Below are 17,113 nucleotides of genomic sequence, written 5' to 3' on the forward strand. Positions count from 1 at the left end.
GGGATAGCTCCCTCGAACTTTTTCAAGCTTAAATAAACATCAGTAAACTCAGCCAGGAATCCTCGTGATCAGGTTCGACGATTTCACCCTCTGGCGTTTCGCACTCTCCATCCATCATCCAGCGATTTAACTGAAACAATGCCGGAACATCGTACACCTGCCCCCGCCAGGTAAGCGTAGCAGGCAATCCATCGGAACGGTTTTTAGCACTCACAACATAGAACGCCCGTGGCGTTTCAAGACAATACGCTACGGTTTATTCGATGCCAGTTGCCGCCACAACCTGAAACTGGACGGCGCGATCGCTCACGAGGATTTGAAGTTCGCGGGAAATCTCCCGCGAACTATCTCGGCTAAAAAAGAACCGCAAGCAGCCCATCGCTGTCCTGCGGCTGGAGCGTTAATTCTATTTAGGCAGCACTCGATGAAGGTTCGAGGCGACCTGGCTGGTTATCATTCGCGGATTGCTTTGCCAATTTCTCGCGCACAGCTTCTTCGATAAAAGCGCGAAGCTTGGGATTATCTTCGGTGCCAAGCCAGCCGACCGTGCCGCGCAGTTGCTCGTCCAGCGTCCTCGGCAGACGCAGCGCGATCGCTTCCCCCCGTGGTTCATTGTACGGGCTGGCAAAAATTCCGGTTTTGGCTCTCGGTTGTTGCTTCATATCGTCAGTATATCCCACCTTACCCTCAACTGTATGAAGTTATGTAACAATTACCGTGTTACGCGGCTTGTCTACCGTGTTACGCGGTATGATGAGTGCATCGAAGGGGAGCCGGTTCTGACTCGCAATCTTCTCCAACTCCCCTTGTCCCCTTAAAAACGGAACAAGCTCATTATGACTTCACAAACTGAGTACGCGCTAGAGTTTCTCACGGGCGACGATCGCTTTGAAAAGCTCGTAGAAATGAAGAACCGCCTGCGAGCGATGCAGGATCAAGCCGACCGCGACCTTGATGCTGAAGAAAGATTGATGCAGGCGATGCAGGGCATTCTTCGCTCCTTCGCAATGCTGTACACGAATGTGACCGATGAAATTTGGAGTTCTGCACGTCAGGCTTTTGTTAAAGAGCAGGCATATTTTGGGACTGTCGAAAGATTTCAAGCTCGAACCAATTCCAAGGTCAAAGTTTGCGTTGATAGCTTTGGGCAACGCTACACCACGGTGAACGGTCGCAGCATCGACTGAGTTTAAACGATTCCGATTGTCTGATGAACTTCCGCAGCCATTGAACAGGCAGTTTCTCAGAGTTTAGAGCGGATTGGGCACTCACCTCGCGTTCCGGCGCGGGGTGTCACCAGAAGAGTTTGAACTCCTCACCGAAACCCTTGCTGATCAAACCCTCGATCCCAGCGACATGCAAACCATTAAAAGCGTGTCTTGCTGGTAGTTGGTTCAATTTAGTCCCTTATTCACACATTTGGTCACTTGTTATGCTACATACTCATCGCGTCTGGCATATTAAGACGGTTCCAACGCTTGAAGAACTGGTCAAAGCGTTACTGAAAAAGAACTATGTTCTTTGTGCGGGTTTTCGTGTTGGCGATTTGTTATTTCTGAATGATTCCACCAGTGAAGATGCGATTCAAGAGTATGCCATTGTCTTGAATGTCGATCAGGCATTCACACAGGTAGAGTCCGTCACAGTCGATTGGTGTAGCCCTGAAGAACTGCATCGCATTATCGGCGACATTCAAGCGGGTGATTACGCTTTGGTCGCGTCGATCGCGATTCGGGTTGATGAATCAGATTCTCATCGTTGTGAGTCATGTGCTTAAAGGTTTGCCTTCCCTGCGCTTTCGACCTGTCCTCTCGCACCTCATCGCCTGACTATGGCTACACTTCCTCCAGCAGTGTTCAACCCGTTTGAACCCATCCAGTTTACTGAACTGCTAACCACGCTCAACCCGAACTACTTGCCGCACATTCTTTCGATAGGGTGTGGGATTGACTCGCTTTCACTGCTGATCGAATACATCGAAAATCCAGCTTCGCGGGACTTCCCCCTGGAAAACTTGATCGTGGTTCATGCCGTTGTCGGCGGTGAGTCCGCCCAAACCCGACAATTGATGGAGGACGTGTTCTTTCCCCTCTGTCGGCAACACAATATCTGGATGATTCAGGTCTGCCGCAACGGTGAGTACGAAAAGGACGGGATTACGATTCTGTCCTCAACGCGCCAGCCGACAACATTTTATCTACGCGGCGACTACTCTCTATTTGTTCACCTGATTATGAGCGGCACCGTGCCGCAGCGCGGCGGCAGCAGCCGGCTCTGCACCCTTAAATTCAAAGGGTGGGTGATCGACGCGATCGCGCAACTGCTGTTCGGAGATTCCCCCCGCAAACGCTTTATCGGCTTCAATGCCGACGAAGCCAAACGGGTGAAGACCGAGCAGAGTATTCATAGTGCCCCATATTACCTGATTGGCTATAACGCCGATGAGACCGGACGATTGAAAGATCGCAGCTATGGCGACGCTCAACCGTATGACTATGCGATCGGCTTCAATGCTGACGAAGCAGGGCGCATCAAGGAGAGCAAGCAGCGCCGCCAGATATTCCGGTTCCCGCTGATTGAAATGGGGCACGGTCGAAAGTGGTGCGAGCAGCGGGTGAACGACTTCGTTTCGCGATTCACTCAGGGACGAATGACGCAGGGCAAAAAATCCTTCTGTGTCAATGGCTGCCCGTTCTCCGAATGCAACGGTAAGCAGCGTGAGCGCGGCAACAACACCCACGGCGACCTGCGCCAAGATTGGCTGAATGAGCCGGAGTACGGCGGGGAGGCAGCTTTTATCGAACACATGGCACTGGCTCTCAACGACAATCAGCCGCTGTATAAGACTCAACTGGTGATTGACATTCTCAGGGAGAGCGAGAACGCCGCCGCGATCGCGCATTACGAACTCCTGCTGGCTGGCGCATGGGTGTCTGCGGTGATTCCCTCGTTTGAACGTCTGATTGATAGTGCGATCGCTGCCCAAACCAGCCGCAGGCAAACCAAGAAACCGGAATCAGCACGCTTGCAGGCGTTTATCGAGCGAACCGCAGCGCAGGTCGAACATCTCCGCCAGGGCAAGACCTGGGCTGTCTACTGCGTGCGGCGCATGTTCACCCGTAGCCCGGACGCGACGAAGAAAGATCCAAAGCCATTCCGCCAGACCCGAATTCTGTTTCAGGGGCAGCAGGATGAGTGCGATCGCTTTCTAGCGGAAGTGGCGCAACGATACGCAGCGACCCCCGTGATGGAAAAGCTATCGCGACGCTTCTGGACAATACAGCGACCCGCCGGGAAGAACCCGCCGCGACCGTTTGTAGAAGAAATGCTGGTCGTCTGCCCTGCCACCGTGGTGCAGAAGCAGCGGATCGAGCCGAGCGAGTATGACCTGAAATGGCTCGGCATCACTGGATCACACCCTCATATTCTTGGAATTGATTTACCTCATGATGTCCCCCCAACCAACACGCGCCTTAGAGTCTCCCGCATCCGCGCCAGCCTCCGAACCCGCTAACTACCTGTTCCCCTGTGTGCGCGGCATTCAGTGCGGCGATGATTACTGGCTGGTGCAGTTTACCTTTGACCAGCTCCATACGCTGCTACACCCCTTTTTTGAACGTCCCAAGGTATCTGCCCCCCTGAGTCTGGCACAGCGCACCCTCGACCCCAGACGAGCCAAAAAAATCGCCCGCTACGTCATCACCGGATTGTCCCAGCCGGAGGAGTTCTACATCCTGTTGCCGATCGTGATCACCGTCGATATTCCTGAATGGGAGTGCTACGACTTTCAAGCGCTGGATCTCGAAATTCCCGGCATGGAGGGGCTGGGATTGCTGGGTCTGCCCGGTTCCGCGACCTTCTGGGTGCCGGACGGTCAACATCGTTCATGGGGAGCGATTCAGGCACGCCTCGAAGCCCCTGGACTCACCGCAAATGAGACGATCGGGGTGATGCTGATTCCCGATGCCGAAGGACAGAAGCGGCAGAGAATTTTCCTTGATGCCAACCAGCACGGCGTCAAACCGAACAAGTCGATCATCTCTCTGTTCGACCATCGCGACCCGTATAGCGACATTGCCCGCGCTGTTCTCACATCCGTAGACATCTTCCGCGATCGCACGGCGTTGGAATCAACCAACATTCAGCCGAAGAGCGGTGATGTCTTCACGCTGAACTCGCTGCGTGAGTCCTGCAAGCTGTTACTTCTCGGTGCAGAACGCGACTTGCACCAGGAAGCGATCAGGTTCTGGCGGCATGTGGCGCAACACCATCCGCACTGGAAGCTGCTTCAGACCAGCAATGACCCAACCCTGCGCCAGCACAGCATTGGATTTAACGCTCTCACGCTCTGCGCCCTGGCGATCGTCGGACAGGAATTGCGGCAACAGCAACAGCTCACACGGATAACCAAACTGGAGCGGATCAACTGGCGACTATCCAACCCGGATTGGAATCTCTGCAAGCTGAACAACCGCATCGTGAAAAACAGAGACACGATGCGGGCAATGGCAACTTACATCTTGGAGCGCATCGCGGACTAACGTTCAGGGTTACATTCGGGCGAACGCAGTGTATTCGTTAAAGTTTTGATTTTTGGAGTCTGTCATATGCAGGTTTATGCACGGTTTGTGATTCCTTCGTACAAGCGAGATGCGATTCAGTATGCGAAAGTCTCTGCACGGGTAGATCATCCCATGCAGCGAGAGAAAATGTTTTTTGATGCCCTCAGCGCCGCTGTCTGCGATTGGGTTCACCACACTTCGATCGGGCAAGCTGCGATCGCGAGCAGGCAGACCCTACCACTGGACGTTCTTTCAGGATACGTTCGTCAGTTTGATTACGATCCGAGCCTTGACGACGGCGAAGGTGAGACTGATGCAGATTTGCGCCACTGGCTAGAGCAGCACGGAATCGAGGACCTCACGCTCGATCTCATCCAAGAATTGCAGCCCTGTGTGACCTGGCATCTGGAAACTCCACTTTTTAGTGTTCCAAGAACGGAAAAACCCTAGCCCTGCGCCCACAACTGACTTCAAATGACCCGCAATTGAGGTGAATACCATGACTGATTCCCAAAGCCTGAACCCCAAACAAACTGGCATTGCCTATGTAACCCGCGAGTTCGTCCGTGCCGATGCCGGAGCCAACGGCGCACAGTTTTCCGATGAAGATTGCGATTGCATCATTGCCGAAGTGCAGCGCCTTTATGCCGAAGGCAACTTTCACCACAACGGCGTTTACTGGATTGCCAATCGCCTCGCTGCCGATCGCCTCATTCATCCCACCCTGCCGGATCACTTCGAGTCGCGGCTTCCGCGTGAACTCTATGACTTCTCGACAAATTTAGTGATGGACATCGTGCGCGAGGTTCTGTCCTACGACGAAAACGACGAGGACGGCGAAATTCACATCAATTCGATTCAGCCAGCGACCTTGGACATTATCAAATCCAGAGTGTTCCAAACGAGTGACCTACTCATGGCAGATGTGACCCACGAGGTATTGCAAACCTTTGTTCAGGTTCATTCCAAGCAGTGTTATTCGCCTGCGGACTTGGATGATGAACTTTATGGTCATCTTTTCGAGAACTTCTTCGCACGAGAGATTCTTGCCTAGTTGCTACTTTTGTTTGTAGTCTGATGCGCTTTATCGTCGTTAATTGCGTTGTGAATCATGGATGTGCAGCTCTCTTTTTTTCCTGAACTTGAGGGAACGCGCTTAGCGACCCGTCATGCCGGGAACCCTGAACATAACCGGGTTCAAGGTGCGGATGCGATCGTCCACGACTGGTATCGCTTCATTCTGGCGTATCCGCCACACTTGGTCAGAACCTACCTGGAACGCTTCGCGGTGATGCCGGATCATACGGTTCTCGATCCCTTTTCGGGAACCGGCACGACGATCGTGGAATGCAAAAAACGCAGCATTTCAGGAATTGGCAGCGATGCCAATCCCATCGCTGTGCTTGCCAGTCGTACCAAGTCGGATTGGATAGCGAATCCCGATTCTCTCCGATTGAGGGCTTCGAGAATTGCTGAGCGGGCAGGAGAAACCGATCAATCGATTCTCAGAACCCTGACACCTGACGCTGAGGCATTGGTCAGCCGGGGCGCGATCAGCCCTTTGCCGCTGCACAAAACGCTCAACCTGCTGGATGCCATCCGCGAAGAGCCAAACACCCCGCCACATCTTCTGCTGGCGTTAGCAAAAGCCCTCGTCAGCAGTATTTCAAATCTCTGGTTCGCGCCGGGTGTGACGGTGGGACCCGCGAAAGCCGATGCGCCCGTGATTGAGTCGTGGCTGAACAATGTCAACACGATCGCGGCTGACCTGGAATTGATGCAGCCGAACACAGTCACCACGACCGTGCATCATGCCGATGCCCGCACCTTGTGCGATGTTCTCACTCCGGGTTCGATTGATGCCGTCATCACCAGCCCCCCATATCCGAACGAATCGGACTATTCCCGCGCGACACGCCTCGAATCGGTGCTGCTGGGCTATTTGAACAATCGGCTGGACGCTCAAACCTTGAAACAAACGTTGCTCTGTTCCAGCAGTCGCAACGTGTACCAGGGGGACACCGACGATGCGTGGGTGGCAGGCAACGATCGCGTTCAGCGCATCGCCAGCGAAATCGAACAGAAGCGACAAGACCTGGGCAAAACCGATGGCTTCTCCCGTCTTTATGCCAGAGCCGTCAAACTCTATTTCGGCGGAATGCGGCGACATCTGCGATCGCTCAAACCTGCCCTGAAAGACGGAGCATCTCTGGCTTATGTGGTCGGTGATCAAGCGTCATTTCTGCAAGTGCATATTCACACTGGAGAAATTCTGGCGGAAATCGCTGAGAGCGAAGGCTATACGATCGCGGGAGTGGACTTGTTTCGCACCCGTCAGGCGACTAAGACAGGAAAGCAGATGCGGGAAGAAGTTGTGTTGTTGCGCTGGACTCCGTAAAGCCCGCTCCAGCCCGTTTGAGGAACCTTGAAGCAGTATGGATAAAATTGAACCGATGTTTGCAGGGCAGGGGCTTTCTGATCTGCGGGTTCACCTGTACCAGGCGGAACACTCTTTGACCGAGTGCGACGGCGCGACAATGATGGTAAGTCACATCCTCTCGGAACTTCAGGTTCCACACCATCGTATGAGCGGGATGGTTCACTGCCGCGAAACCGGCGCTGTCGTGGTTCCTCACTGCTGGGTGAAGTTGCACGACGATGAGGGTCATCGCTGGATTATCGATTATCGGCTGCGCCTTTGGCTTGGCGATCGCAGTGACATTCCCCACGGGATTTTTCAGCCGAATCAGTCCTTCGCGTATGAAGGTGAGGAGATGCCCCCGATCGTGCTGCACGAGGCGCTGATTCTTGCGTTCACGACCCCAATGAAGTTACCGCAATGATTAGAATGGCACTTTGTGTCGCAATCACAGGGGTTTTGATCGCTCTGTCCGCGCCCGTCGATGCAAAACAATCGACAAAAAGTGAGATTGTCGGGACAGCAAGCGTGATCGACGGTGACACAATAGAAATTCACGGTCAACGAATTCGGCTGCATGGAATTGATGCGCCTGAGAGCAGTCAGCTATGCAGCAAACTGAACGGCGACAGGTATCGCTGCGGACAGAATGCGGCGCTGCAACTCTCAGATTTGATCAACAGATCGACCGTGCGCTGTCAGGGAAAGGCGCACGATCGCTACGGGCGGATTGTAGCGGTTTGCGCCTTGGACAAAGCTGCACCCGCAGGAACGTCTAGCCGCACCGAGCAAATCGATATCAATGAATGGCTGGTACGCAACGGCTGGGCGGTGGCGTACCGAAAATACAGTTCAGACTACCTCTCTGCCGAAGCAGACGCGCAACGTCAGAAAGCAGGAATCTGGCAAGGTAAATTCGATCTACCGTGGGACTGGCGGCGCGCAGGAAAAGAAGCTCGAAATCCACCGCTCCAAAATCGAACCAGCCCGAAACCTGCGCGCAACGAGACCGCTTTACAGTGTTCAGGCAAGCGGTACTGCGGACAAATGACTTCCTGTGAAGAAGCTTACTTTTATCTGAATCAATGCGGCGTTCATCGACTGGATGGCGACCGTGATGGGTACCTTGCGAGGCGATCTGTCACTGATGTGCTGCAAAGGTGCTGTGTTTTTCTGATGTCTTCGATCGCGCGGGCGAGTGCTTGCAGCCTGCCCGATTGAAAAGAGTTCGCGGGAACGTTTCCTCGAACCAAATGTAAAGCTTTGTTGAGAAACGGCGTAACACGGATCTCCTGCCGCGTAACACGGATAGAATGTGTGCAGGAACCACCGAAAACCGTTTGGATGTGGTTCAAACGCCCACCCCGTAGACTTTCAAGCTTTCTTGTTTGGTTCGCGGGACTACTCCCTCGAACCGCCTATGCCTTCTGAAATTGATGCCGCTCGTGAAGCCCTCTACCAAGCGATCGCGCTGCTTGAAAAAACTGGCGCAACTGCGCCGGCCGGCACCAGCATCACGCCTTACTTCACAACCAAGACCCGCAAAGACGGCTCGAAAGTCCAGCACCGCTACTTTAAGCTCGAAGCAGACAAGCCGATCTTTCAAGGTGATCGCGCTGGCAAGACCAAGTATCTGCACCTGGGCAAACAGGGCAGCGAAAAATACCAGGACTGGCGCGGCAGAATCGCCAGACGCAATGTGAAAAGCGCGATCGAATGGGCAATGCAGGAGCTGGCCACCCTAGAAGAATTGCATGTCGAAGACCAGGACACCTAATTTTGGATACAGTTTTTGCATTTCCTGCAACAGAGTACCGCTTTATTGCAGCCTGTCGCGCCACTTGTCAGGGTCTTGGCGGGAATTAAAGACGGCATAGACAATCACCTCTGTGGTCGTCTCTTCGTACAAGATTGAATATGGAAAGCGTCGAACGACTGCTCTTCGATAATCTTTATATATTGTTTGGTAGATTCTTGGGTTGCGGCTGATTCTTTGCAGGCAGGCATCGACTGCCGTTAAAAACTCCCGCCCTAGTCCTATTTTTTTGCTTTCGTACCAGAAGTACCCTTGATCAGAATCATCTTCTGCTTCTGGCGTGAACACAATGTTCTTAGCCATGCCGATCGATAATTCGACGCTGCACTTCTTCCCATGAACGACCAGAGGACGGATTTGCTTGGAATGCCGCCTTTCTGCGATCGAGTTCCTGTTTCTGCGAATCGGTCAGGGGAATGTCTTCTTCATTTAAGCTGTCCCACAGGTCTTGTACCAGCAGGAGACGTTCAGAAGGGCTGAGTTTCAGCAGATCAGCGTATTCAGCGTTCAGCATAACAATAGTTCGATCATCTGTCTCAGTTGTACCTCAAAAACGGTCAAGGCTCAATGTGAGTTGAGGACAGAAAAGTTGAACAGAAGAAGGGGGCGAACCCCCTTCAGTACTGTTTATGCAGCCAGAGTTGTTTGATCAACTGGCAATTTTCTTAAGACAGCAACGGAACCATCTGGCAATAAGCGAACAGTTGGAAAGAAATTCCCCGAAGCTGTGTATGCTCTTGCTTGTTGCTGCATCTTTGGTAGCAGTAAGGCTTGAGCAATGACAGGCACAGCAAAACGCGGAAACAGCATTTTTGGAGCCACATTACCAAACCGATCCCAATTCAGCACCCCGAAGCCCTTTGGTAAAGGTACTTTTCGATCAGCCGCAAAGTCCCAGTAGAGTTGAATCGAGTTTAGTGTCGTGACTCCTGACATTTGCGTGAGTAAATGCCCCACCCCTGGCGGAATGGGCAGAGACCGCTTAGCATCTGGCATTGTCTCGACAACCTTATAGTTTCCAAAGGTAGGAGAGTCTGCCCTGCAATCAATCAACTCCACACGCACAGGTCTACGATCGTCACCACTTCGGGAGATAAAGCACAACTGATCGCCTGCGTTAGGATGCAATGCCCAGACAGGATAAGAATCCGCCACACCATTTCCGTCTCGCCATACAACTGTCGGGGTTGCCGTCAGCGGCAGGGTAACGCCTGATTCCTCATGGTCGCCCGTCAGGTAGATCGGGTTTTCAATCCACTCAGTACCAATGATTTCACCCTCTTGACGATTTGAGAAGTCAAACATTTCAATTTTGACGTTTGATGGAGCTTTGGCTGCACGCCGTTCCAGCAAGGAAACAATATTTCTCATGGTTCAAAGTGAGTAAATGTACAAAACGAAAGCCCGCTGATGTCTCACGAGGAAAACATAAGCGGGCAATCTGTCCTTTAGAGAGCGAGAACCTTGTGGGTTAGCCGATCACTGTCACTTCAACGCCAGCTTCGCCAGCATCTTGTGTTGCCTGGGACAACTCAGAGGCAGTTTGTGCGGTCATAAAGTCATTCCAGACTTTAGACTGCTTACCGCCGCCTTCGACCTTGCCGCCAGAACCGCCGCCCCTACCTACGCTGATACCTGCTACTAAAGAGCTTGCACCATCGCTGATCAAAGCAATCCCGACCATCAGGCAACCACCAACGGTAATGACAGCAGGAATTGTGCGCTTCAACATAGACATAGAAAAGTCTCCTTACTTTTCAAACAAATGACAATCGGAAATGAAAACAACGCAAATCCAAAGGAGGATAAGTTTGTGGGCGACAAATTATATTGTTTTTGGCTAAATTACAATACATTTGTATCGCCAATAATCTAAAGGTGTTGAGCTATGGAAAACGTCTTTGAAATGGCACTCAGGCTCAGAAGTCAGGGGCTTTCCGCTGATACAGAGGAAGCGGGGAGAATGCTTTTGGAAAAAGCACTGGCACTCTTTCAGCAGGCGGTGAACGAAATGCCGGATGACGCCAAGCGCGTTTTCTACTTGGCAATGTCCCACGACATTCTTGATATGGAGCAAGAAGCCATCCCGTTTTACCACCGCGCGATCGCGCTTGAATTGCCCTTGGCACAGCGGTTTGAAGCCAACCTGTACCTTGCCAGCAGCTATTTCAATGTGGGAAAACTGGAGCAGGCAGAACATCACCTGGTGATCGCTGAACACATCCGCTCAAATGAAGGCGCAGTAGATGACCAGGGAGCGTTTTTCGACATTGCCTCAAAAATCCGGGGTCGATGAACGGAGAAAACGGTGTCTGTTTCATGGGAATTCATCCTTAAACGGTGCAATGCTTTCCAGGGCGTTGATTTCATCCTGGGTCAGCTTTTGGTATTTACCCTTGAGAATCTGTAGCCACATCTCCTCGAAAGGAATGCCCCGCTTTGCGGCAAGGTATTGAACCCGTTTTGCAATGATGGTTTCACGCTCTTTCAACTTGGCACGCAGCAGGGACGCCGCCTGAGCAGGCTCGGTATTTCCGGTAATAGCACTGTCAACTGTCAGCAAGTCTTCATACCATTCACCGAGCGGTGGGATTCTCAGGCGTTCATCTTTGGCTGCCATGTTCTGAATGCGATCGTGGATCATTGCAATTTTCACCGCAAAGTCAGCACATTTCAATTATGACCTAAGTTTGTCCAATTTTTGCCCTTATCTGTCCCAAATTTGGACAGTTTCATTAATCTTCCAGATTTTGTCCCGCTTCTTGTTCATCGGGTTGATCCAATGGACTGGAGATCACAAGCGGCGCTTGCATCAGTTCGACGACTTCTGCCAGCTCTGCCGCGATCGCGCCGAGACGGTTCCGCAGCAGGGTCAATCGGTTGCGCCGCTCGATGCCGCGTCGCCCCTCTAAATTTCTGGGGTCATCGTTGTGCGACAGGTGGATTTCCTTCACACGACGCTCTTCAATTACCGGCTCAAAAATTTGCTCATCCGCCGAGAGCTTGTTGTACCAGTACACGGCGCGGTACTCGACTTCACTCACTGTCCCGTCTTCGTTTGAATCAACTCGAATCCGCTTTTTCTTGACGTTGTAGCGGTGCGCTTCGGTGTTCGGTGGCGCGATGAATTGCCCTTCATACTGCTCTGCAATCACCTGCTGGATTGTGGTGAGCGATCGCGTCAGCGTCGTTAGCAGTTCCGGCACGTCAAACTCTGCCAGCGTCTGAGGATTACCCCGCGCCATCAGCATCATGACAGCGGCTTCATGCCGGCTCACCGCAATTCGTCGTCGCCGGCGTCTGCCCCGTGCCACCTCGACCCGAATCAGCTCGGCCCGTTCTTCAGCGGTATACTCCACAATTTCACCGCACGTCCTGCGGTTCGGACAATCATTCGCTTCCAAACCTGGGGTCATCATCATGGACGCGCACGAAAAGCCAAGCCGACAGCGCGATTGAGGCATAGGACGAGCATAGTTCTAGAGAAAGCTTTTGTATTGTAGCGCTAGAACTACAGCCTTGAGCAACGCCGATGCCGCCATTAATCCGAAATTAATCAAACTGTTCTAGAGATATAGATAACATTACTTCTCTAGAACTACAGCCCGCGATCGCATCCCCTTTGCACGTCGCTTTGCTTGTGATATGGGGTCGGCATCGTTGCGAGATTTTATGTTCAGTATTCAATTTTTAACGCCACAGCCCTCTCCACCGCTGCATCTGCCGCTTTATACTGCCACCGTATCGGCAGGCTTTCCCAGCCCAGCCGACGATTATCTGGAACGATCGCTGGATTTGAATGAATATCTTGTGGAGCACCCGGCCGCCACTTTTCTCGCGCGCGCCGAGGGCGATTCAATGGTGGAAGCGGGCATTCACTCCGGGGATCTGCTGGTGGTGGACCGCTCGCTTGAGCCACGCGACGATGATATCGTTGTCGCTGTGGTCAATGGCGAATCCACCGTCAAGCGTCTCTGTTACCGAGGCGATCAGCCGTTTCTGGTTCCGGCCAACCCCAGCTACGCCACGATCGCGCTGACCGATAGCTTCGACGTGCAAATCTGGGGCGTGGTCAAATTCACAATCCGTCACCACCGGAAACCATGTTCGCCCTGGTAGACTGCAACAATTTCTACGTCTCCTGCGAGCGGGTGTTTAATCCGCGCCTCGAAGGCATTCCCGTGATTGTGCTCTCGAATAATGACGGCTGCGTTGTGGCGCGATCGAATGAAGCCAAGGCCCTCGGCATCAAGATGGGCGTTCCCCTGTTTCAGATTCAGCCGCTCGTGCGGCAGCAAAGGATAGCTGTCCTCTCGTCGAACTATGCCCTCTACGGCGATATGTCGCAGCGGGTGATGCAGGTGCTGGAGCAGTTCACGCCGACGCTGGAAATCTACTCGATCGACGAAGCCTTTCTGTCGCTCGATGGCTTTGCTCACCTTGATCTGACGACTTATGCCCGTAGCATTCGTCAAACCGTGCGGCGCTGGACCGGCATTCCGGTTTCGATCGGACTTGGCACCACCAAAACCATTGCCAAGCTGGCCAACTATCACGCCAAGCGATCGCGCAAAGCCGGAGGCGTTCTTGACCTGACGCCACCCGACCTGCTGAGCGTCGCCCTGCACCGCACCCCGGTTGATGAAATCTGGGGAATTGGGGCGGCGATTACTCAACGCTTGAACCAGCGCGGCATCGAAACCGCCGCTCAGTTCGTCGCTGCCAGCCCAAAAGAGTTCGCAGTGCCTTTTCGGTCGTCCTAGAGCGCACTCTGCTCGAACTTCAGGGATATTCCTGCATTCCCCTAGAGACTGCTGCCGCCGCCAAGCAGTCTACGGCGGTCACGCGCAGCTTCGGCACGCCGGTCACAACCCTAGATCGCTTACAGTCTGCCCTTGCGTCATATGCTAGCCGCGCCGCCGAGAAACTGCGATCGCAGCGCCAGGTTGCGCGTCACATGCAGATTTTCTGGCACACCAATCGCCATCAGGCGCATCCGCGATCGTGGAGCGTCACGATCGCGCTTCCCGTGGACACCCACGACCCGCGCGATTTGATTCATGCGATTGACCCTGCCGTTGAACGCCTGTACCAGGCTGGACATTTGATCGCTAAAGCAGGCATCATCCTCTACGAGCTACAGCCAGAGCAGGTGTCGCAGCCTGACCTGTTTCAGCGCCCTAATCCTCGCTCTAAAGCGCTGATGCGGGCGATGGACACAATCAACCGTCGCTATGGGGCACGCACGATTTATCTGGCCGCTTGCGGCACGCGCACCCCCTGGGCGCTCAAAGCAGAGCGGCGATCACCCCGGTATACGACCTGCTGGCGTGAGTTGTGGACGGTGCGATCGTAATTGTTCGCGGGGGTGCTCCCGCGAACCAACATCGCGAAAGCGAAATCTAGGTGGATTTCCAGCTCAGGAGTGTTTGAAAAAACACGCTATAATTAGCATGGATTTGTACAAAATGTGCTAGATATAGCGTTCGCTCTTCTTGGCTTCCCGAAATATGATCATCATCCGACCAAGGCTAACCGATTACTACAATATTGATGCCACCCAAGAAAAGCTAGATTTTGCAATTCCTTGCCTAGACGAAGACATCCCACTTTACGTCGATCCTTTCCTTCTCTGGAAGTCCCCATCGCAACAAGATAATGCGTTACACACTGCACTGGTGAATGCATTCAATCATCTAAATTTTCTCATACGAAAAGGAAAACGTGACCAAGCGCGAAATAATCTCATTCTTGCTTCTGAGTGCAGAGAAGTTGGACTAGGGCTTTCTAAAAAACGAAAGGGTTTAAGAATTGGTGCCGATAAAGCCGATGAGATTCTCTTTATCTTTGAATCCATACCAGAGTATGAACGATACGGATTTCTGCATTTTGAAGAAATCCAATTATATGTAGATGGCATCGCTAAAGACCGTATCAGCGATATTTCCTGTAATTTAATTAAATCGTTCTTGATAGATTTTACGATTCAGCAGGCAGAGGACATAGGGATTCCGATCGAGAAAACAATTCTCCCGTCGCTCTATGACTACAAAACAAACTCCTTTCTCGCTGAACAAGCAGTCAGTTTACCACTCCATCCAGAAACCAAAGATCCGCTTATATTCGTTCCTAAAAGGTGGCTACGATTTTCCCCTTGGATCAATTTCGAGGATTATTTCAAGGATTACTGTCCCTACGACGAGATTTTCAGCCAAGGTGAACCAAAGGATCGCGTCAAAGTTTTGAACTTCAACAGAGAAAATTATGGTGTCGTCAAGTCGTACATTGAAGCCAAAACCCGAACTCAAGCAGACTGCAAGAATGATCCTCTGTTTGCCCAGATTCCCGTTCTGTCCGCTAAACGCAAGTTATCGGAGATAAAAAAACTACCCACTGGGAAAGAAAACAGAGCCGACGAAATGTATGAAAAGTACATCTGCCAACTTTTGGCATCTCTGCTTTATCCAGAGCTAGACTTTGCCGCAGAGCAAAGCAGAACTGAATCCGGTACTCTTATTCGAGACTTGATATTCTACAACAATCGTTCAGTGGATTTCCTCAAGGAAATTAGCGAGGACTACGGCAATCGGCAACTTGTCTTTGAATTGAAGAATGTGAAGGCTATCGAGCGAGATCACATTAACCAGCTCAACAGGTATCTCGATAGCGGACTTGGGAAATTCGGTGTTCTGGTCACAAGACATCGATTGCCAAAGGCAATGTTCAAAAACACGATCGATTTGTGGTCCGGGCAACGGCGATGCATCATTGCCCTAACCGACGAGGATATTGAACTGATGGTCAATATCTTTGAGAGCAAACAGCGCTCACCGATCGATGTTCTCAAGAAAAAGTATCTGGAGTTCCGGCGAGCATGTCCGTCATAAAAGTTTCACAGGCAACCCGAACAAAGCTAGGTTTCACCGGAAGGACAAGAAGTATGAAGCGCAAGGACGTTGACGAGTTTGAGAAATTGTGTGGGCAACTTCAAAGTACATATCATGAGCTTTCTGCTCTTTCAAAAAAATCACCTAATGATGCTGTAAACACATTCAAGCTGAAGTTTGTTAACAGACTTCTCAATCAGTCCAACAGTCTTTTGGGCGATAAATACCGTCCCTTTGATGATTTCTTTGAATTCGATACCGACGATGTTCCAAAAAACAGTGATGCGGTTTTTATGCTGTCCCAATACATTGAGTGTTTTGAAAAGTTTCGCGCCGATAGCATCATCTACAAGAGCGGATGGAAATGGGTTGTTGATGCCGAAGAGGGTGAGAAGGGAGATGAACAAGGTTTTGTTTACATAGAGACGATCGTGCCAAAACGCCTACGGTATAAGTAAAAATGCGAAGCTCAGATAAAAAGACGACAACTATGGAGAAGGCAAACTTGCATGACACGGTTATGCCTCTCCTCGAAGCGATGCATCAGGAGTTCAAGGAGTTGAGCAAAAAGAAGCCTGACTCTGTACTCAGCCTAACCAAGGTCAAAACAGTAAATAGGCTTCTTAATAGCTGTAGAAAGATTCTTGAGTCGGAGCAGTCCATCCAATTTCTTGACACGCTTGACGAAGACAACATCCCGCAAAATAGCGATGTCGTATTGACGCTCTCTCAGTACGTTGCAGCGATGGCACAATTTAAGTCCAGTCATTACGGTTGGGATGGAGTTAAAGAACGCTGGTTTACAGAAGATTAAATAATGACTAGAAGGAATATTCAAAGCAATCCACGATCGCATCGAAAAATTAGTTGGAAAACCTTTTCTTCGGCTGCCCGAACGGGTGATCATGCGTATGTTGTTTACATTCCAAACCCAGTTCCTGTAACTGCCTCATTAGAAAGCCTTACGTTCCGTTCTGCATAATCGTTCGCGGAAGCATCCCCACGAACGAAATTTCTATGCGATCGCCGGAATCATCCCAGAATCCTGCCACAAACTCTTGCACAGGCTAAAATTGGCTGTGGAAAGTGTAACGTATCATTCGACACGTCAGTAGGTGTTGCTGCAAAGTCGCAAAACCACTATTGGTGGCGATCAGACAACAGAGTAAGACCCCGTTGTAATTTCAAGAAGTGACTGCCTCCATGAAGCTCAATCAGATTGCAGCAGGACAAAACCTCTCCGGCGTGGAACACGATCAGATTGTCACGGTCGTGGCGGTCATTCCTCAAGGTGACTCGGCACTGCAACTGATTTATCGCACGCCTGATGGCTCGATCAAGGAACGCTGCTCTGCGCCAGCGATGAAGATAGCATTGCGATCGCAATGCTGATTAGCAAATATCTCGAATGCTTCATCGCTCATTTGTA

27 protein-coding genes are annotated in these 17,113 nt (G+C 51.7%); 19 read left to right on the forward strand and 8 right to left on the reverse strand.

The features are described 5' to 3' along the window. Window positions 1-28: 28 nt before the first annotated feature. Window positions 29-214 (reverse strand): hypothetical protein, encoded by a 186-nt coding sequence (locus tag LEPBO_RS0133635; RefSeq protein ID WP_017291993.1) that lies wholly within the window; start codon window positions 212-214, stop codon window positions 29-31. 14 nt (window positions 215-228) lie between these two features. Between LEPBO_RS0133635 and LEPBO_RS44695 the strand changes: the two genes are divergently transcribed. Beyond that, on the forward strand, window positions 229-357 hold the full coding sequence (locus tag LEPBO_RS44695; RefSeq protein ID WP_263970856.1) for a hypothetical protein: 129 nt from the start codon (window positions 229-231) through the stop codon (window positions 355-357). A gap of 53 nt (window positions 358-410) precedes the next feature. Here LEPBO_RS44695 and LEPBO_RS0133645 read toward each other — a convergent pair whose 3' ends face one another. Then, complete coding sequence (locus LEPBO_RS0133645; RefSeq protein ID WP_144056462.1) at window positions 411-680, reverse strand: hypothetical protein; 270 nt, start codon at window positions 678-680, stop codon at window positions 411-413. 156 nt (window positions 681-836) lie between these two features. Here LEPBO_RS0133645 and LEPBO_RS0133650 point away from each other — a divergent pair, with 156 nt between their 5' ends. From LEPBO_RS0133650 to LEPBO_RS0133695, 10 genes are all read left to right on the forward strand, one after another. Further along, entirely contained in the window at window positions 837-1,187 is a 351-nt protein-coding gene (locus LEPBO_RS0133650; RefSeq protein ID WP_017291996.1) for a hypothetical protein, read from the forward strand. A 245-nt stretch (window positions 1,188-1,432) separates the two neighbouring features. After that, window positions 1,433-1,777 (forward strand): hypothetical protein, encoded by a 345-nt coding sequence (locus LEPBO_RS0133655; protein ID WP_017291997.1) that lies wholly within the window; start codon window positions 1,433-1,435, stop codon window positions 1,775-1,777. A gap of 54 nt (window positions 1,778-1,831) precedes the next feature. Further along, window positions 1,832-3,514: a hypothetical protein gene (locus tag LEPBO_RS0133660; RefSeq protein WP_017291998.1), complete on the forward strand. Its 1,683-nt coding sequence runs from the start codon at window positions 1,832-1,834 to the stop codon at window positions 3,512-3,514. A 16-nt stretch (window positions 3,515-3,530) separates the two neighbouring features. Beyond that, entirely contained in the window at window positions 3,531-4,541 is a 1,011-nt protein-coding gene (locus tag LEPBO_RS0133665) for a DNA sulfur modification protein DndB (RefSeq protein ID WP_017291999.1), read from the forward strand. Window positions 4,542-4,607: 66 nt separating this feature from the next. Continuing rightward, window positions 4,608-5,012: a hypothetical protein gene (locus LEPBO_RS0133670; RefSeq protein ID WP_017292000.1), complete on the forward strand. Its 405-nt coding sequence runs from the start codon at window positions 4,608-4,610 to the stop codon at window positions 5,010-5,012. 49 nt (window positions 5,013-5,061) lie between these two features. After that, entirely contained in the window at window positions 5,062-5,616 is a 555-nt protein-coding gene (locus LEPBO_RS0133675; RefSeq protein ID WP_017292001.1) for a hypothetical protein, read from the forward strand. Between the two features lie 57 nt (window positions 5,617-5,673). Beyond that, window positions 5,674-6,960, forward strand: coding sequence for a TRM11 family methyltransferase (locus LEPBO_RS0133680; RefSeq protein ID WP_017292002.1), 1,287 nt, complete (start codon window positions 5,674-5,676; stop codon window positions 6,958-6,960). A gap of 115 nt (window positions 6,961-7,075) precedes the next feature. Continuing rightward, window positions 7,076-7,405, forward strand: coding sequence for a hypothetical protein (locus LEPBO_RS39305; protein WP_225903993.1), 330 nt, complete (start codon window positions 7,076-7,078; stop codon window positions 7,403-7,405). 5 nt (window positions 7,406-7,410) lie between these two features. Then, window positions 7,411-8,202, forward strand: coding sequence for a thermonuclease family protein (locus LEPBO_RS39310; RefSeq protein ID WP_144056464.1), 792 nt, complete (start codon window positions 7,411-7,413; stop codon window positions 8,200-8,202). 199 nt (window positions 8,203-8,401) lie between these two features. Beyond that, complete coding sequence (locus LEPBO_RS0133695; protein WP_017292005.1) at window positions 8,402-8,758, forward strand: hypothetical protein; 357 nt, start codon at window positions 8,402-8,404, stop codon at window positions 8,756-8,758. A 42-nt stretch (window positions 8,759-8,800) separates the two neighbouring features. Here LEPBO_RS0133695 and LEPBO_RS0133700 read toward each other — a convergent pair whose 3' ends face one another. The 4 genes from LEPBO_RS0133700 to LEPBO_RS0133715 all read right to left on the reverse strand — a co-directional run bounded on the left by LEPBO_RS0133700 (window position 8,801) and on the right by LEPBO_RS0133715 (window position 10,535). Then, entirely contained in the window at window positions 8,801-9,100 is a 300-nt protein-coding gene (locus LEPBO_RS0133700) for a type II toxin-antitoxin system RelE/ParE family toxin (RefSeq protein WP_017292006.1), read from the reverse strand. Beyond that, on the reverse strand, window positions 9,093-9,311 hold the full coding sequence (locus LEPBO_RS0133705) for an addiction module protein (RefSeq protein ID WP_017292007.1): 219 nt from the start codon (window positions 9,309-9,311) through the stop codon (window positions 9,093-9,095). Before LEPBO_RS0133705 ends, LEPBO_RS0133700 begins: the two co-directional genes overlap by 8 nt. A 113-nt stretch (window positions 9,312-9,424) precedes the next feature. Beyond that, window positions 9,425-10,168, reverse strand: coding sequence for a dTDP-4-dehydrorhamnose 3,5-epimerase family protein (locus tag LEPBO_RS0133710; RefSeq protein WP_017292008.1), 744 nt, complete (start codon window positions 10,166-10,168; stop codon window positions 9,425-9,427). Window positions 10,169-10,268: 100 nt separating this feature from the next. Next, a complete protein-coding gene (locus tag LEPBO_RS0133715) occupies window positions 10,269-10,535 on the reverse strand; it encodes a hypothetical protein (RefSeq protein WP_144056465.1) in 267 nt (88 codons plus the stop codon). Between the two features lie 150 nt (window positions 10,536-10,685). Between LEPBO_RS0133715 and LEPBO_RS40635 the strand changes: the two genes are divergently transcribed. Beyond that, a complete protein-coding gene (locus LEPBO_RS40635) occupies window positions 10,686-11,093 on the forward strand; it encodes a tetratricopeptide repeat protein (RefSeq protein ID WP_017292010.1) in 408 nt (135 codons plus the stop codon). A 21-nt stretch (window positions 11,094-11,114) separates the two neighbouring features. Here the strand turns inward: LEPBO_RS40635 and LEPBO_RS0133725 are convergent, their stop codons facing one another. Together LEPBO_RS0133725 and LEPBO_RS39320 are read right to left on the reverse strand one after the other, a co-directional pair. Beyond that, complete coding sequence (locus LEPBO_RS0133725) at window positions 11,115-11,441, reverse strand: hypothetical protein (RefSeq protein ID WP_017292011.1); 327 nt, start codon at window positions 11,439-11,441, stop codon at window positions 11,115-11,117. A gap of 91 nt (window positions 11,442-11,532) precedes the next feature. Then, the gene (locus tag LEPBO_RS39320) at window positions 11,533-12,075 is read right to left on the reverse strand and encodes a hypothetical protein (RefSeq protein WP_144056466.1); all 543 of its coding nucleotides are present in this window, start codon (window positions 12,073-12,075) and stop codon (window positions 11,533-11,535) included. 394 nt (window positions 12,076-12,469) lie between these two features. Between LEPBO_RS39320 and LEPBO_RS0133735 the strand changes: the two genes are divergently transcribed. From LEPBO_RS0133735 to LEPBO_RS0133760, 7 genes are all read left to right on the forward strand, one after another. After that, a complete protein-coding gene (locus LEPBO_RS0133735; RefSeq protein WP_026149115.1) occupies window positions 12,470-12,916 on the forward strand; it encodes a LexA family protein in 447 nt (148 codons plus the stop codon). Further along, window positions 12,901-13,560 (forward strand): Y-family DNA polymerase, encoded by a 660-nt coding sequence (locus tag LEPBO_RS44210; RefSeq protein WP_225903994.1) that lies wholly within the window; start codon window positions 12,901-12,903, stop codon window positions 13,558-13,560. The genes LEPBO_RS0133735 and LEPBO_RS44210 overlap by 16 nt, the downstream gene beginning before the upstream one ends. A gap of 35 nt (window positions 13,561-13,595) precedes the next feature. After that, entirely contained in the window at window positions 13,596-14,153 is a 558-nt protein-coding gene (locus LEPBO_RS44215; protein WP_225904000.1) for a DUF4113 domain-containing protein, read from the forward strand. Between the two features lie 154 nt (window positions 14,154-14,307). After that, the gene (locus tag LEPBO_RS0133745) at window positions 14,308-15,684 is read left to right on the forward strand and encodes a hypothetical protein (RefSeq protein ID WP_017292015.1); all 1,377 of its coding nucleotides are present in this window, start codon (window positions 14,308-14,310) and stop codon (window positions 15,682-15,684) included. A 53-nt stretch (window positions 15,685-15,737) separates the two neighbouring features. After that, the gene (locus LEPBO_RS0133750) at window positions 15,738-16,142 is read left to right on the forward strand and encodes a hypothetical protein (RefSeq protein WP_036047207.1); all 405 of its coding nucleotides are present in this window, start codon (window positions 15,738-15,740) and stop codon (window positions 16,140-16,142) included. 32 nt (window positions 16,143-16,174) lie between these two features. After that, a complete protein-coding gene (locus LEPBO_RS0133755) occupies window positions 16,175-16,498 on the forward strand; it encodes a hypothetical protein (RefSeq protein ID WP_199344626.1) in 324 nt (107 codons plus the stop codon). Between the two features lie 389 nt (window positions 16,499-16,887). Continuing rightward, window positions 16,888-17,076 carry a hypothetical protein gene (locus LEPBO_RS0133760; RefSeq protein WP_026149116.1) on the forward strand — a complete coding sequence of 63 codons (189 nt, stop codon included), beginning with the start codon at window positions 16,888-16,890 and terminating at the stop codon, window positions 17,074-17,076. Window positions 17,077-17,113 lie beyond the last annotated feature (37 nt).

Source organism: Leptolyngbya boryana PCC 6306 (assembly GCF_000353285.1).
Classification (GTDB): domain Bacteria; phylum Cyanobacteriota; class Cyanobacteriia; order Leptolyngbyales; family Leptolyngbyaceae; genus Leptolyngbya; species Leptolyngbya boryana.

What these genes read in the sequence shown, in the direction of transcription:
- LEPBO_RS0133650 (WP_017291996.1), top strand. Translation starts at nt 837, where the DNA reads ATGACTTCACAAACTGAGTACGCGCTAGAGTTTCTCACGGGCGACGAT.
- LEPBO_RS0133655 (WP_017291997.1), top strand. Translation starts at nt 1,433, where the DNA reads ATGCTACATACTCATCGCGTCTGGCATATTAAGACGGTTCCAACGCTT.
- LEPBO_RS0133660 (WP_017291998.1), top strand. Translation starts at nt 1,832, where the DNA reads ATGGCTACACTTCCTCCAGCAGTGTTCAACCCGTTTGAACCCATCCAG.
- LEPBO_RS0133670 (WP_017292000.1), top strand. Translation starts at nt 4,608, where the DNA reads ATGCAGGTTTATGCACGGTTTGTGATTCCTTCGTACAAGCGAGATGCG.
- LEPBO_RS0133675 (WP_017292001.1), top strand. Translation starts at nt 5,062, where the DNA reads ATGACTGATTCCCAAAGCCTGAACCCCAAACAAACTGGCATTGCCTAT.
- LEPBO_RS0133680 (WP_017292002.1), top strand. Translation starts at nt 5,674, where the DNA reads ATGGATGTGCAGCTCTCTTTTTTTCCTGAACTTGAGGGAACGCGCTTA.
- LEPBO_RS39310 (WP_144056464.1), top strand. Translation starts at nt 7,411, where the DNA reads ATGGCACTTTGTGTCGCAATCACAGGGGTTTTGATCGCTCTGTCCGCG.
- LEPBO_RS0133695 (WP_017292005.1), top strand. Translation starts at nt 8,402, where the DNA reads ATGCCTTCTGAAATTGATGCCGCTCGTGAAGCCCTCTACCAAGCGATC.
- LEPBO_RS0133700 (WP_017292006.1), bottom strand. Translation starts at nt 9,100, where the DNA reads ATGGCTAAGAACATTGTGTTCACGCCAGAAGCAGAAGATGATTCTGAT.
- LEPBO_RS0133705 (WP_017292007.1), bottom strand. Translation starts at nt 9,311, where the DNA reads ATGCTGAACGCTGAATACGCTGATCTGCTGAAACTCAGCCCTTCTGAA.
- LEPBO_RS0133710 (WP_017292008.1), bottom strand. Translation starts at nt 10,168, where the DNA reads ATGAGAAATATTGTTTCCTTGCTGGAACGGCGTGCAGCCAAAGCTCCA.
- LEPBO_RS0133715 (WP_144056465.1), bottom strand. Translation starts at nt 10,535, where the DNA reads ATGTCTATGTTGAAGCGCACAATTCCTGCTGTCATTACCGTTGGTGGT.
- LEPBO_RS40635 (WP_017292010.1), top strand. Translation starts at nt 10,686, where the DNA reads ATGGAAAACGTCTTTGAAATGGCACTCAGGCTCAGAAGTCAGGGGCTT.
- LEPBO_RS0133725 (WP_017292011.1), bottom strand. Translation starts at nt 11,441, where the DNA reads ATGATCCACGATCGCATTCAGAACATGGCAGCCAAAGATGAACGCCTG.
- LEPBO_RS0133735 (WP_026149115.1), top strand. Translation starts at nt 12,470, where the DNA reads ATGTTCAGTATTCAATTTTTAACGCCACAGCCCTCTCCACCGCTGCAT.
- LEPBO_RS44210 (WP_225903994.1), top strand. Translation starts at nt 12,901, where the DNA reads ATGTTCGCCCTGGTAGACTGCAACAATTTCTACGTCTCCTGCGAGCGG.
- LEPBO_RS0133745 (WP_017292015.1), top strand. Translation starts at nt 14,308, where the DNA reads ATGATCATCATCCGACCAAGGCTAACCGATTACTACAATATTGATGCC.
- LEPBO_RS0133750 (WP_036047207.1), top strand. Translation starts at nt 15,738, where the DNA reads ATGAAGCGCAAGGACGTTGACGAGTTTGAGAAATTGTGTGGGCAACTT.
- LEPBO_RS0133755 (WP_199344626.1), top strand. Translation starts at nt 16,175, where the DNA reads ATGGAGAAGGCAAACTTGCATGACACGGTTATGCCTCTCCTCGAAGCG.
- LEPBO_RS0133760 (WP_026149116.1), top strand. Translation starts at nt 16,888, where the DNA reads ATGAAGCTCAATCAGATTGCAGCAGGACAAAACCTCTCCGGCGTGGAA.